Genomic DNA, 13,553 nt, shown 5'->3' on the forward strand with positions numbered 1-13,553 from the left:
CAGTATTTCTGCAAATTCTTTATTGAACAAGAACCCAAAGCGATTTTTTTGTAGTGCCTATATTCTTGATAATATTATTTCGGCGTAATTTTGTTAATAAATTTGCTATTTTCTTATCTTTTTGCAGAATATCTAATTCATTACTTAACTTGCTTTCTAATAAATGATTGATAGTTGAACGATCTGCAGTGCTGAATTGGGTTAAATATTCCACAATTAATTTAGTATAAAAATCATCATCTTGTGTTTTAGTATGTATATATTTTACTTTATCTTCTAGAGGATAAGATCTTTGTACTACTGATGAAACTCTATAGTTAGGCTTACGCCCCTCAATAAACCCTTGTTTTCTTAACTGTGTTGCAGACTCCTTTGTTATTGGTAGATTTTTTTGCACCCTATCCAAAGCACAAATATCTGTAAATGAAATATTCGAATTATTAATAAGTTGGCTAGTATAAGCCTCATTCATAATATCACCATATAACGTGAGTATTACAGTATTGCTTTGTTCAAGGTTGTAATCAGGCAAAGGTAGATATCGTTGAGCTTGTTTCCGATGCATTTCGTAAATACCATATCCCATAGTATCAATCATATTTAATTGCACCATTGCTTGTGCAAGAAATGTATTGCGATATTGTTTCGGAGTTTTAGAGCCATTTATATAGTCTTCCGGTTTCCCTTCAGAAAAGGATCCTATATTTTCAAAAATAAGTTTATCTGATTTTTCAGTAACAATGATACGAGCATTTAATAAATAATCTTGGTGAGCTATGCAATTATGTAGAGCCTCTAAAACGATTTTCTGATCATATTTAGAGATTTCTCTTGCCATTAAAGAGTCATTCTCCAATAAACGAATCTGAAAATTGCGAATTTTTCTGTACAGCTCTGTTGTAGTTAATAAAAAAGGAATTGAAAAATGCTCGTAAGCTCTTTCATCTTTTGTTTCTAATTTCCAAGTCATTTGAGCTGGGTGAGGAGAAAGTAAAAATGAAGATTCGCTTTTCCCAAGTAGAAGCATTGTTGTTCGAGTAATTTTACCATCTTGGGTTAGTTTAGCTTTATCTAAAAAAGTTGAAATATCCCAATTCTCTACTTCATCAGCAGAAAATCGGTTTGCATATTTTTCAATAAATGCACTCTTTGCAACTTTAATAGCTTTTGCATCTAAATCTTCTAAAGTTGCATTAGGGATAATCTGAGCAGACCAATCTTCTACTATACGAAGTTGATCTAATTTATTCATCGTTAGAGGAACTAAGCTCTCACCTGAACGACTATAGAAATGCCCTTTCCAAGCTAGAGGCATTCCCAAAGGTGTTGCCGGTATCTCGAATAAAACAACTCTTTTTCCATCATAGTCATTGATTTCATAAATATGTCGGAAAGTCATTGCAGGATCAGTATTCTTCTGAATCTGAAGTTTCAACTTATTGAGGTTAAGGTTCTCATTATTATCTGAACGATAATTTGTACCAACCACCTTTTTAGTTTTATTATTTACGCCAAAGACTAACCAAGCAGAGTTTCTATTATTCAGCCTTGCTTCATTTGATAATGCTGAAAAATATTCACCTATACTGTCGGTGCTATATGTGTTATCAGCTTGCTTAAATTCAATAATTTCATTTTCCCAAGTGGAAATAAAATTATTTAAAAGTTGTTTTAGTTCATATTCAGACATAATAATAAATAATAAGAGAAAAGAGTAATATTTAACTTGTCTAAGTTAGGCTGTTCCTAAGCCAAATCTATTTAAAATTAAATATTCCTTTTTGTTACTCATATATAAGAATAAACTATTACATAAATCTTCTAAAGATGGAGCCTCTATCTTCATTATAATAGAAAGCAATATATTTTGTTCTTCCGGTAGAGTGCTTTTTAAGTCCGGATCCTTTTCTGCGTTTTGATACAGTTTATTAACTAATTTTTCTGCATTTGCTTTTTTAGTTACATCTGACATAAAAGGAAAAATTGTACCATGTATTGGGCTTGGAATTGAATGTAAAGTAATATTATTACTAGATAATTTCAATGCTTCTTCACGGTCTGTTTTATGATCACTTGGATATATAATCAAGCCTTCCAGTGTGCTATCTTTTAAGAAATCAGCCAGATTTCCATATTTTTCTGCACATTTTTTCATTGCAGGATTACGTTCTAAACCCAGGTAAAATTTCTGATAAGATGGGAATCCTAAGTTTTCATTAAATGGGTAAAGTTGAGTTTGAGGGCTAAAAGCCAGCGAAAAAATATTAATATTTCTGTTATTTAGCACTCTCTTCAATAAATCTGCCCAAAGAATAGATGCAAAACCAGCCTTACTACTTCCTAACAAAATAATATTTTTTACTTTTATATTTTGAAGAAACTTTGCGATTAGCTTACAAGTACTTCCGGGGTTGAGAAGATAGTAATTAGGTTGAGTACTAATAATACAAAGTTTCTTAGCATTCATTTCTCTGTTATATAGAAAAAACGATGAAGTAGGTGAAAATGTAATTATTAAATTCTCAGAGCAATCATCAAAAAATGCAAACTCGTAGCAGCCTTCGCTAAGTTCATTAAGTTCTTTAAGGTTCATTCATCCTCCTAAAAATAATTCATTATAATTAAAATTTGCTCTATAGAGTATAAAACAAATTGCTAGATATGTATCTATCGTTTTTTATTCTTTAATTTTTTTATAATTGCAGAGTCTAAGAAAAATAGCTTTGGTGATCGAAGTAATTTCCTAAATTTAGGATAAACTCCTCTTTTATGTTTTTCTTGCACTTTATAATTTAAAGGTAATATTAATCTTGGTTCATAAACCAGCTCGTCAATAATATTATTTAATATATAATCTCTATTCAGACTAAAACTTAGTTGTTTATCAAACCAATCCTTCTGTGGGATTTTTGATAAATCATTTAAATTATCTAATTCGTTAAAATAGGTCAGCAAACCACTTTGCAAAAAAGGATGGTTATAAAAACTTTCTCTAATGCCTAAATCTTTAATAATATAAGTAGAAATACCATAATAAATTGCTTCTAAGGCAGAAGTTGAAGAAAAAGATATACAAGCATCCATTTCCTTCAAAGCAACTTCAATGGAGTCGTTAAATAAGTTAAAATTTGATGGTATATTCTTTTTATTTTTTAGTAAATGAGCGTATGGATATTGCTCTTTATGAACAGTTATTTCACTCCCATATAAACGAGTTTTTAAGAAAATACGATAATCCGGGTTATTTCTGGCTAAATTTAGTAGTTTTTCTAATACATACTCTCGTTCAGTTTTTAGTTCTGGAATTTTTACCTGATCAATAAAAAAAATATTTTTACCACTTCCCTCGTTGCGTTGAAAATTTAAATCAAGATTAATTAGTCCGTAATTTAATATAGTGGTTTTTAAACCATATTCAGATGCAATAGATTGAGCAATATCTCTGTCAAACTCATTATTTACCAGCAGAATATCTGCATTAATACGAGCTGATATACTTTCAGCATTGCCAAAAATAACACCTGAGAAACAAGTAATAATCAGAGGTCTATTTTTTAAGGAATACAAACGTGTAATTAGTTTCTGTGAAGCAATATTTCCTAATGCTACAATAACTATATCATATTCTGAAAAATCTGAATTATTCAGTGTTTGATAATCAAAGACACGGTAGTTATTTGCTCCACTTTCAACTAATTGACGAACAGAGAGTTGATTCTTTTTTACATATTGTATTGCAATTTCAATCATACTATGATTGAGCCGTTGTGCAAGATTAATTCCTACTTTTAAAAAAGAATCATAGGTCGCAACTACTAATATTTTATAGCTCATTTATTTCCTATTCTAAAAAATGAATACCAGAAAACTTCTGTAAAATATGGAAATGTTCATCTGATTCTTTAAATACACTATCTGAATAAGGTATTTTTTCCAACATTTTCTGTCTTAATAGGGGATAAATACTTATTGCCTCTGTCTCTTGTGAAGTTTTAGGTGCATAAACTAAGCCCGTTGAGGTTAAAGCAATAACCTGTTTTGGTTTAGTAAAATGAATCAAATTCTCTACAAGAAAACCACTTTCTTCTATAAGTACAAATTGAGGAATCAAGTGTTCTTCATTTATCGCATTTTTTAATGCGGCTTTTAGCTCTTCAGTGTCTTTTGGATGAAGCTTTAGAAAAACTTTACTACCAGAAGGCTTATGTGATTTTAGTATATCAATCAATATATCGGCATATATATTGACGGGAAACGGGTATCGTTGATTAAGAAAAATAATATCTTGACTCGTAATTTTATATTTTTGTTGAATTGACTTAACCAAAACATCAGTTTCTATATTCTCATATAGAAAAAAATACTTGTAGTTTTTAGCAAAAAATACTTTTTCTAATGCTTTAGAATCTACACTATAAATTGTATTAAAACGATTATATACAGATAAAGAAGGTCGTAAATCTGATAATAATGGAAGAGTAAGAATCAATCTGGCTTTTAGTTTTTCTTTAAAACTAAATGAATTCTTAATTTTTTCATTAGCCTCTTCTATTGAATCATACTTATAAGTTGCAGTGCCTTCTTCTATTAAATTAACTTCTATTTTTTTCTTTTCTGCATAAGCCAATAACATTCCATAATGTTTTTCAAAACTAAACACAAACAATCTATGAGGTTTAATTTCATCGATCATTCGTTGATAGGAATTATTCATTTGCATTAGATTTTTTATATAGATTTTGTTTGGATATGTTGGGATTTCTAGTAATAGAACTCTTCTAAACAAAAGTTTATTTGCATTTTTACGAGTTAACTCAGGCATTTTTCGGTTTTTACGTGTATAAAGAATAACAAGAACACAATTCAAGAAAGCTTCTTTTTTAATTAAGGCTTCTACCTGTGCTAACTGACCTAAGTGGGAGATAACAAATAAATTTTTTGTTTTATGCTGTTCTTCTAAATGCTGATGTTTAAACAACCACGAATCTTTGAAAAATCTAATAGGATGAGAGTAAAATTTTATAGTTTTTTTAAGCTTTTTTTTCATCTTAGTTCCACTTTATTATTTTAAAATATCAGTTACTGTACGTATTTTAATAAGCTATATTCTTAAAGTAAAGAAACTCTCTACTTTACAATATTTAGCTAGAAATTTTAGCTTAAAAATAATATCATACGAGTTGTTTAAAAAGCAAACAAAAAAGAGTAGGCTATTGTTTTTATTATGAAAATAAAAAGTATTTCTGATAGAAATCAATTTTTTACCTTTTAAATTTAACTTTAAATTCTCCTAAAAAATACGCCACTCTCTACATTAGTGGTATACTAATACTAAATGTAATGAGGTATCTAATGAAAAAAATATCTTTGCTTAATCTAATCACTCTTAGCCTTCTATCAGCCTGCTCTAGCCTACCCACCTCAGGTCCTAGTTATAGTAAGGTGTTAGAGGCAAATGAGAGAACATCTGAAGCAAACCTACCCGAAGTTAATCTAATCAAACTAGATAATATTACTGCACAGAATTTATACCAAGCCCAACAAGCCCAACGTTTTTCGGGTTTTGATGGCTCAATGGGTGGCGGTGGTTATGCCGGTACAGTCAATGTAGGTGATGTATTGGAAATTTCTATTTGGGAAGCTCCGCCTGCGGTTTTATTCGGTGGAACATTTAGTACTGAGGGGCAAGGAAGCGGGCATTTAACCCAACTTCCTCCGCAAATGGTTAATAAGAATGGGACGATAACAGTGCCATTTATTGGTAATATGAAAGTGGCAGGTAAAACACCGGAAGCTGTTCAAAGCCAAATTGTTGGGGCATTAAGTCGTAAAGCGAATCAACCTCAAGCTTTAGTACGCATTGCGAGTAATTTATCATCTGATGTAACGGTGGTTCGTCAAGGTAATAGTATCCGTATGCCGTTAAGTGCGAATAATGAACGTATTTTAGATGCAGTTGCAGCAGTAGGCGGTACAAGTGAAAATATTGAAGATGTAACTGTTCGTTTAACACGTGGAAATAAAGTGCGTTCTATGGCATTTGAAACATTAATTGCAGATCCATCGCAAAATATTGTGTTGCGTTCCGGTGATGTTGTAGCTTTAATGAACACGCCTTATAGTTTTACCGGATTAGGGGCAGTGGGTAATAATCAGCAGGTGCGTTTTTCAAGTAAAGGAATCACTTTAGCCGAGGCTATCGGTAAAATGGGCGGTTTAATTGATGAGCGTTCAGACCCCCGAGGTGTTTTTGTATTCCGTCATATTCCATTTACACAATTAGATTATAACGATCAGTCTTTATGGCGTGAAAAAGGTTATACAGAAGGAATGGATGTACCAACGGTTTATCAAGTAAATCTACTTGAGCCACAATCGATGTTTTTATTACAGCGTTTTCCTGTTCAGGATAAAGATATCGTTTATGTATCAAATGCACCGCTGTCTGAATTCCAAAAATTCTTGAGAATGATTTTCTCGATTACATCGCCAATTACAGGTACAGCGAATACGATCAGAACTTTTTAATTATTGATTAAAAATATATTTGCAAAAAAATCTAAAAAAATAACCGCTTGTAAGCTATTTATTGAGGACATTATGTCGAAAAAGAAAAAAAGTTTTTTAGCCAATCCATTACTTTGGCTAACAGTAATTATTCCAACAGCTTGTGCGAGTATCTATTACACGTTATTTGCTTCTGATATTTATGTTTCAGAATCAAGTTTTGTTGTACGTTCTCCTCGTAATCAATCTAGCTTAACCGGTGTGGGAGCGATATTACAAAACTCCGGCTTTTCTCGTTCACAAGATGATACTTATTCTGTACAAGAATATATGCGTTCGCGTACTGCGTTGGAGCAACTTGAAACGGAATTACCTGTAAAAAGCTTTTATAGCACACAAGGTGATATTTTAAGCCGTTTTAATGGTTTGGGTTTAAATGATTCACAAGAAGCATTTTATCGTTATTTTAGAGAGCGTCTTAATATTGATGTTGATGCAATTTCTGGCATTGCTACTTTACGCGTTCGAGCCTTTAATGCTGAAGAAGGGCAACAAATTAATGAAAATCTTCTCAGACAAGGTGAGGATTTAATTAATCGTTTAAATGAGCGGGCTAGAAAGGATACTGTTGAGTTTGCGGAACAGTCAGTTCAAGATGCTGAAAAAAATGTGAGTGATACAGCCCTAGCATTAAGCCAGTACCGTACAAAAAATAAAATTTATGATTTACCTGCTCAGTCAGGGGTTCAACTTTCGTTAATTTCAACTTTAAAAAGCGAATTAATCCGCGTTGAAACTCAGTTAGCACAACTACAATCTATTACACCGGAGAATCCTCAAGTTGCAGCACTACAAACAAGACAAAAGAGTTTGAGAAAAGAAATTGATGAACAATCAAAACAACTTTCCGGTGGAAGCACTTCTGTTGCAACTCAAACAGCAGAATATCAACGTTTAGTATTAGCAAATGAGCTTGCTCAGCAACAACTTTCTGCAGCAATGACCTCATTACAAAATACGCGTGGTGAAGCTGATCGTCAGCAACTTTATTTAGAGGTGATTGGTAAACCAAGCAAGCCGGACTGGGCATTAGAACCCTACCGAATTTATAATATTATTGCGACTTTCTTTATCGGCTTAATTCTATTTGGGGTATTAAGTTTGTTGGTTGCAAGTATCAAAGAGCATAAAAACTAATGCGATATGGTGATAATACAACGTTTAAACGTTCTTGCGTTATTCAAAAAAGAGTGATTCACGCCCTCTTAATGAGGGAGCTAATCACTCGCTATGGACGTAAAAATATTGGTTTTTTGTGGCTTTTTGTCGAGCCCTTATTATTAACATTATTGATTGCTGTCGCTTGGAAATATATAAAAGCAGATAAGTTTTCAACGCTTAATATTATTGCTTTTATGATAACGGGCTACCCCATTGCTATGATGTGGCGAAATGCCTCTAATAGAGCTAAAGGTGCAATATCGGCTAATTTAAGTTTACTTTATCATAGAAATGTGAAAGTTTTAGATACGATATTCACGCGTGTTTTACTTGAAGTAGCCGGAGCATCTATTGCTCAAATAATATTGGTAGCAATATTTATAGCCATAGGTTGGATTGATATACCACACGATATATTTTATATGCTTTGTGCTTGGGTATTAATGGCGTTTTTTGCATTAGGATTAGGATTAATTATTTGTGCTTTAGCTCATTATATAGAGCCTTTTGGTAAAATTTGGGGGACAATAAGTTTCATATTATTACCTCTTTCAGGTGCATTCTTTTTTGTCCATAATTTACCTCCTAAAGCTCAAGAAATTGCTCTTTTATTTCCGATGATTCACGGTACGGAAATGTTTAGACACGGTTATTTTGGAGAAATAGTAATAACTTATGAAAGTATAAGTTATATTATTGTAAGTGATCTAATTCTTATCTTCATTGGTTTACTTTTAGTAAGAAGTTTTCGTAAAGGAATCGAACCTAGATGATTAGTGTTAAAAATGTAAGTAAGCGATATCGAACAAATAGTGGTTGGAAAACTGTATTAAAAGATATCAATTTTGAGCTGAAAAAAGGCGAAAAAGTCGGTATTTTAGGTAGAAATGGGGCAGGGAAATCAACACTAATTCGCTTAATGAGTGGTGTAGAACCACCAACAACAGGTGAAATAGATCGTCAAATGTCTATCTCTTGGCCCTTGGCATTTAGTGGTGCATTTCAAGGAAGTTTAACCGGAATGGATAATCTACGGTTTGTAAGTAGAATTTATGGTGCAGATTTTGATTATGTAAAATCCTTTACGGAAGAATTTTCTGAACTAGGCGAATACTTATATGAGCCGGTAAAAAGCTACTCATCCGGTATGAAAGCAAGACTTGCTTTTGCTTTATCACTTTCAATTGAATTTGATTGCTACTTGATTGATGAGGTTATTGCGGTAGGGGATTCTCGATTTGCAGCAAAATGTAAGCACGAACTATTTGAAAAACGCAAGGATCGCTCACTCATTTTAGTCTCCCATAGCCCTGCCTCTATCAAAGAATATTGTGATTCAGCAATGGTTTTAGAAGAGGGGATTATGCATACCTTTGATACTATTGACAATGCCTATAATTTCTATAACAGAAAATAACAACAAGCGGTCATATTTTGTAAAAAATCGCAAATTATGACCGCTTGTGGTTTATTTAATTTTAAAAATAAATTAAATAAAGTTTAAAAATAAAGATTGACATCGGTGTATAGGGTCTGTATTTTAAATAGTGAAGCATAAATGAATTATGTTTTATGTCATATTCACTAAATATTAAGGAGAGTAATTATGGCTAAGAGTTTAGATGCAAAACGTGAAGAATTAACGAATGAAATTCGTGAAATCTTAAAAAATGCAGAAGAATTATTTAACGAAACATCAGATTCATCTACAGAAGAATATAAAAAATTAAAACACAGATTATCTGAACAGTTTGATGATGTTAAATATCGTTTCGCTACATTAAAAGACGATACTGTTGAGAGTGCTAAAAACGTTGCAAAACAAACAGATACCTTAGTGCACGATAATCCATATAAAGCAATTACTGTTGCCGGTGTGGTTGGATTATTATTAGGTGTTTTAGTTGCAAGAAGATAATAATTTTCTTTAAATTAATTAAAATGTTTTAATTAGATAATTAAGCCACGCCTTTTGGTGTGGCTTATTGTTTAATACAAGGAATGTGATATGTTAGATAATATTAAATCCGGATTTAGAAATAGTCTTGTTACTTTATTGGAAATAATTCAAGTTCGTGGTGAAATGGCAAGGTTGGAAATTAATGAACAAAAAAATCAATTAATTTCTGTTTTGGTTTTAGCATTATTAGTCTTTATATTTTTATTATTTTCATTTATTAGTTTATTATTTGCTTTAGATAATTATTTATTACCAGAATATAAAGTAGTAGCATTTTTTGCTATTTCAGGCATAAGTTTAGTGTTAGTTTTACTTTTTGTTTGGGGAATTATAGCTTCATTGAAAAAACAAACCAGTTTTATGCAAAGCACATTAGATGAACTGAAATTAGATATTGCCGCATTTAAAAGTGCATTAACTTTTAAAGATACTTTTAGGGATAATAATGGGGAGTAATAAAATGGAAGATTTAAAACTAACCGAGAAAGAATTGTTGATAATGAAAGGCAATGCCCTGAGAATGCGTTTTAAAGCGGAAACCAAAAAAACTAAAAATGATATTGTTCAACCCTTTAAACAAGCGAGAAATACGGGCTTATCGCTTATTTCGTCTCCTGTTGCAACAACGGCAGTATTAGAGTTTATGTTGAAGAAATTCCTGAAAACTAAAGGAGTTGGTTATTCCGCATTGGGATTAATTGCTCTGTTTTTATTGAAGCAGAAGCAAAATAGACGATAATCAAGATACAAGCGGTCAATTTTACAACTTTTTTTGCAAAATTGACCGCTTGTTTTTATTCGCATTAATTTTATTTCTGGTGTAAATGTTGTGAATTAGATCACATTTTTGATATTTAGGAGATGATAAAAGCTTTACTTTCTATATACTTATCCAACCATTATCTATCACTATTTTCTACCAACCCTTGAGAAACATATTATGGAGGGACATATTATGAAATTTCTCAAAAGTGTATTAAGTCGATGGTTTAATCTCGATCATAAGCTCTCCTTTTTCTTTCCCTTAATCTCCTGCTAATTCAACCAATTGGTTCTTCTTTTATTTTTAATCAATCTTTCTATTTTTATTTTTGCTAACTAAGGTTAGTAAGGGATTTTTTATGCAAAATTTTAAACATTTACCTGAACCGTTCCGTATTCGTGTTATTGAACCTGTTAAACGCACTACACGTGAATATCGTGATCAAGCGATTTTAAAAGCCGGAATGAATCCATTTTTATTAGACAGCGATGATGTTTTTATTGATTTGCTGACCGACAGTGGTACGGGGGCAATTACTCAAGATATGCAAGCTGCAATGCTACGTGGTGATGAAGCTTATAGTGGTAGTCGTAGCTACTATGCGTTGGCGAATGCTGTGAAAGAGATTTTTGGCTATCAATATACCATTCCAACCCACCAAGGGCGAGGTGCGGAGCAGATCTATATTCCTGTGTTGATCAAAAAGCGTGAGCAGGAAAAGGGCTTAGATCGTAGCAAAATGGTGGTGATCTCCAACTATTTCTTTGATACCACGCAAGGGCATAGTCAAATCAACGGTTGTACGGTGAAAAATACTTATACCAAAGAGGCATTTGATACCGGCGTGCGTAGCGATTTCAAAGGTAATTTTGACTTAGAACAGCTTGAAAAAACGATTTTAGAAGCTGAACCGAAAAACGTACCGTATATTGTTTGTACCATCACTTGTAACTCTGCGGGTGGTCAGCCTGTTTCAATTGAAAATATGAAAGGTATGTATGCGATTGCCCAGAAATATGATATCCCTGTAGTGATGGATTCTGCCCGCTTTGCCGAAAATGCCTACTTTATTCAGCAGCGTGAAGAAGCCTACAAAGATTGGACGATTGAGCAGATTACCTTTGAAAGCTATAAATATGCTGATATGTTGGCGATGTCGGCGAAAAAAGATGCGATGGTACAGATGGGCGGTTTGCTCTGCTTTAAAGATGATAAATGGTTCGACGTTTATACTGAATGCCGCACGCTTTGTGTAGTGCAGGAAGGTTTCCCAACCTACGGCGGTTTAGAAGGCGGTGCTATGGAGCGTTTAGCTGTCGGGCTGCGTGATGGTATGCGTCAAGATTGGTTAGCATATCGCATCAATCAAGTGCAATATTTAGTGGATGGTTTGGAAGCGATCGGTGTGGTTTGCCAACAAGCTGGCGGGCACGCGGCGTTCGTGGATGCAGGCAAACTATTGCCACATATCCCACCAGAGCAGTTCCCGGCACAAGCTCTTGCTTGTGAATTGTATAAAGTAGCAGGTATTCGTGCGGTGGAAATCGGCTCGTTCCTGCTTGGACGCGACCCGAAAACAGGCAAACAACTGCCTTGCCCTGCGGAGTTACTACGTTTAACGATTCCGCGTGCAACTTATACCCAAACTCATATGGATTTTATTATTGAAGCGTTCCAAAAAGTGAAAGAAAATGCTGCAAATATCAAAGGGCTGACTTTTACCTATGAACCGAAAGTGTTAAGACATTTCACCGCGTTATTAAAAGAAGTGGAATAACTACACGAATAGCTACCCCTGCTAAGGAAGGGGTAGCCAAATAATATTCAATAAGGAGTTCCTTATGAAAAAACAACCTTCTGTTTTTGGCGGTGCGTGTATTATTGCCAGCGTGTGTGTTGGTGCGGGAATGCTAGGACTTCCTAGTGCCGGCTCAGGGGCTTGGACAATCTGGACAATATTAGTGTTGTTGCTAACTATGTCAGTGATGATGCTTTCTGGTTCTATGCTTTTAGAAGCCTATAGAAAGTATGATTTACGAGCTTCGTTTAATACAGTTACCAAAGATGTATTAGGCTGCCAAGTTAATATGATTAATAACTTAGCAGTCTATTTTGTTGGTGGGATTTTACTTTATGCGTATATCACCTCTTCCGGTTTGATTTTACAAGAGCTTCTGGGACTAAATAGCAAAGTCGCCTCAGCGTTGTTTGTGTTGGTGTTTGGGGCTTTTGTCTGGCATTCAACTCGTGCGGTGGACAGAATTTCGGTTATTCTAATCGTCTTTATGGTGCTGAGCTTTGCATTTAGTATTTTTGGATTAACGGCAAATATCAGTCTTGATACGTTGTTTGACACCCAATCCACCAATGATTCAGGCTACTTTAAATATGCGATGATGATGTTACCTGTAGCATTAACTTCCTTTGGTTATCATCACTCAGTGTCATCAATGCGAGCTTACTACGGTGAGGAGAAAAAAGCGGCAAAAGCAATTTTCTATGGTACTTTAATTTCATTCCTGCTTTACTTTGTTTGGGTGGTAAGTATTTTCGGTAATTTACCACGAGATCAATTTGCCCCTATTATTGAAAGTGGTGGTAATGTGGATGTGTTGTTGAAAATCTTAGGTGGTGTGGTTGATTCAGCGTCAGTCAAACACTCATTGAATGCGTTTTCGATGGCGGCAATTTTATCCTCATTTATCGGTGTGGGGTTGGGAATGTTTGATTTTTTGGCAGACTTCTTTGGTTTCCAAAATGACAAAGCAGGCAGAACTAAAAGTTATCTTGTTACTTTCTTGCCGCCGTTGGTACTCTCTATTCTGTTCCCATTCGGTTTTGTGACGGCGATTGGGTATGCAGGGGCAGTAGCAACGATTTGGACGTGCATTATCCCTGCTGTGTTGGTTTATAAAGTTCGCCAGCAAGGTTTGCAAGAGGGATTTAAAGTGGGTGGTGGCAATCTATTGATTGGTGCGGTTATCCTGTTTGGTGTATTGGTGGCGGTATTCCACTTCCTTGCAATGTTTGAGATGTTGCCGGTTTACAAAGGCTAAAGTATTGAAATAAAAATAGCGAACATTAAGTTCGCTATTTTTTTGT

14 protein-coding genes are annotated in these 13,553 nt (G+C 33.8%); 10 read left to right on the forward strand and 4 right to left on the reverse strand.

Annotated features, from left to right (window positions below):
- Nucleotides 1-19: 19 nt before the first annotated feature.
- The 4 genes from V6W77_RS08665 to V6W77_RS08680 form a co-directional block, all read right to left on the reverse strand.
- Nucleotides 20-1,690, reverse strand: a complete 1,671-nt coding sequence (locus V6W77_RS08665; RefSeq protein WP_334254413.1) for an RNA-binding domain-containing protein — start codon at nucleotides 1,688-1,690, stop codon at nucleotides 20-22.
- 45 nt (nucleotides 1,691-1,735) lie between these two features.
- Nucleotides 1,736-2,593 (reverse strand): hypothetical protein, encoded by an 858-nt coding sequence (locus tag V6W77_RS08670; RefSeq protein ID WP_334254414.1) that lies wholly within the window; start codon nucleotides 2,591-2,593, stop codon nucleotides 1,736-1,738.
- Nucleotides 2,594-2,667: 74 nt separating this feature from the next.
- A complete protein-coding gene (locus V6W77_RS08675; protein WP_334232608.1) occupies nucleotides 2,668-3,834 on the reverse strand; it encodes a DUF6716 putative glycosyltransferase in 1,167 nt (388 codons plus the stop codon).
- 7 nt (nucleotides 3,835-3,841) lie between these two features.
- A complete protein-coding gene (locus V6W77_RS08680) occupies nucleotides 3,842-5,047 on the reverse strand; it encodes an alpha-2,8-polysialyltransferase family protein (RefSeq protein WP_334254415.1) in 1,206 nt (401 codons plus the stop codon).
- Between the two features lie 305 nt (nucleotides 5,048-5,352).
- Between V6W77_RS08680 and V6W77_RS08685 the strand changes: the two genes are divergently transcribed.
- The 10 genes from V6W77_RS08685 (at nucleotide 5,353) to V6W77_RS08725 (ending at nucleotide 13,507) form a co-directional block, all read left to right on the forward strand.
- On the forward strand, nucleotides 5,353-6,528 hold the full coding sequence (locus V6W77_RS08685) for a polysaccharide biosynthesis/export family protein (protein ID WP_334232612.1): 1,176 nt from the start codon (nucleotides 5,353-5,355) through the stop codon (nucleotides 6,526-6,528).
- A 72-nt stretch (nucleotides 6,529-6,600) separates the two neighbouring features.
- Nucleotides 6,601-7,704, forward strand: a complete 1,104-nt coding sequence (locus tag V6W77_RS08690; protein ID WP_025235031.1) for a capsule biosynthesis protein — start codon at nucleotides 6,601-6,603, stop codon at nucleotides 7,702-7,704.
- The gene (locus V6W77_RS08695; RefSeq protein ID WP_283386595.1) at nucleotides 7,704-8,501 is read left to right on the forward strand and encodes an ABC transporter permease; all 798 of its coding nucleotides are present in this window, start codon (nucleotides 7,704-7,706) and stop codon (nucleotides 8,499-8,501) included. Before V6W77_RS08690 ends, V6W77_RS08695 begins: the two co-directional genes overlap by 1 nt.
- Nucleotides 8,498-9,145 (forward strand): ABC transporter ATP-binding protein, encoded by a 648-nt coding sequence (locus V6W77_RS08700; protein WP_025235033.1) that lies wholly within the window; start codon nucleotides 8,498-8,500, stop codon nucleotides 9,143-9,145. Before V6W77_RS08695 ends, V6W77_RS08700 begins: the two co-directional genes overlap by 4 nt.
- Nucleotides 9,146-9,334: 189 nt before the next feature.
- Nucleotides 9,335-9,646: an ElaB/YgaM/YqjD family protein gene (locus tag V6W77_RS08705; RefSeq protein WP_283386594.1), complete on the forward strand. Its 312-nt coding sequence runs from the start codon at nucleotides 9,335-9,337 to the stop codon at nucleotides 9,644-9,646.
- Between the two features lie 90 nt (nucleotides 9,647-9,736).
- Complete coding sequence (locus V6W77_RS08710) at nucleotides 9,737-10,144, forward strand: phage holin family protein (RefSeq protein WP_178218963.1); 408 nt, start codon at nucleotides 9,737-9,739, stop codon at nucleotides 10,142-10,144.
- A gap of 4 nt (nucleotides 10,145-10,148) precedes the next feature.
- Nucleotides 10,149-10,427, forward strand: a complete 279-nt coding sequence (locus V6W77_RS08715; protein WP_235068755.1) for a hypothetical protein — start codon at nucleotides 10,149-10,151, stop codon at nucleotides 10,425-10,427.
- 216 nt (nucleotides 10,428-10,643) lie between these two features.
- Complete coding sequence (tnaC, locus tag V6W77_RS11035) at nucleotides 10,644-10,727, forward strand: tryptophanase leader peptide (RefSeq protein ID WP_428981785.1); 84 nt, start codon at nucleotides 10,644-10,646, stop codon at nucleotides 10,725-10,727.
- Nucleotides 10,728-10,809: 82 nt separating this feature from the next.
- The gene (gene tnaA / locus V6W77_RS08720; protein WP_025235037.1) at nucleotides 10,810-12,228 is read left to right on the forward strand and encodes a tryptophanase; all 1,419 of its coding nucleotides are present in this window, start codon (nucleotides 10,810-10,812) and stop codon (nucleotides 12,226-12,228) included.
- Between the two features lie 64 nt (nucleotides 12,229-12,292).
- Nucleotides 12,293-13,507, forward strand: a complete 1,215-nt coding sequence (locus V6W77_RS08725; RefSeq protein ID WP_334254416.1) for an aromatic amino acid transporter — start codon at nucleotides 12,293-12,295, stop codon at nucleotides 13,505-13,507.
- Nucleotides 13,508-13,553: the final 46 nt, after the last annotated feature.

The sequence above is a fragment of the Mannheimia indoligenes genome (assembly GCF_036880405.1).
Lineage (GTDB): Bacteria > Pseudomonadota > Gammaproteobacteria > Enterobacterales > Pasteurellaceae > Mannheimia > Mannheimia indoligenes.

Coding starts and splice junctions, on each gene's coding strand:
- V6W77_RS08665 (WP_334254413.1), bottom strand. CDS start 1,690: ATGTCTGAATATGAACTAAAACAACTTTTAAATAATTTTATTTCCACT.
- V6W77_RS08670 (WP_334254414.1), bottom strand. CDS start 2,593: ATGAACCTTAAAGAACTTAATGAACTTAGCGAAGGCTGCTACGAGTTT.
- V6W77_RS08675 (WP_334232608.1), bottom strand. CDS start 3,834: ATGAGCTATAAAATATTAGTAGTTGCGACCTATGATTCTTTTTTAAAA.
- V6W77_RS08680 (WP_334254415.1), bottom strand. CDS start 5,047: ATGAAAAAAAAGCTTAAAAAAACTATAAAATTTTACTCTCATCCTATT.
- V6W77_RS08685 (WP_334232612.1), top strand. CDS start 5,353: ATGAAAAAAATATCTTTGCTTAATCTAATCACTCTTAGCCTTCTATCA.
- V6W77_RS08690 (WP_025235031.1), top strand. CDS start 6,601: ATGTCGAAAAAGAAAAAAAGTTTTTTAGCCAATCCATTACTTTGGCTA.
- V6W77_RS08695 (WP_283386595.1), top strand. CDS start 7,704: ATGCGATATGGTGATAATACAACGTTTAAACGTTCTTGCGTTATTCAA.
- V6W77_RS08700 (WP_025235033.1), top strand. CDS start 8,498: ATGATTAGTGTTAAAAATGTAAGTAAGCGATATCGAACAAATAGTGGT.
- V6W77_RS08705 (WP_283386594.1), top strand. CDS start 9,335: ATGGCTAAGAGTTTAGATGCAAAACGTGAAGAATTAACGAATGAAATT.
- V6W77_RS08710 (WP_178218963.1), top strand. CDS start 9,737: ATGTTAGATAATATTAAATCCGGATTTAGAAATAGTCTTGTTACTTTA.
- V6W77_RS08715 (WP_235068755.1), top strand. CDS start 10,149: ATGGAAGATTTAAAACTAACCGAGAAAGAATTGTTGATAATGAAAGGC.
- tnaC (WP_428981785.1), top strand. CDS start 10,644: ATGAAATTTCTCAAAAGTGTATTAAGTCGATGGTTTAATCTCGATCAT.
- tnaA (WP_025235037.1), top strand. CDS start 10,810: ATGCAAAATTTTAAACATTTACCTGAACCGTTCCGTATTCGTGTTATT.
- V6W77_RS08725 (WP_334254416.1), top strand. CDS start 12,293: ATGAAAAAACAACCTTCTGTTTTTGGCGGTGCGTGTATTATTGCCAGC.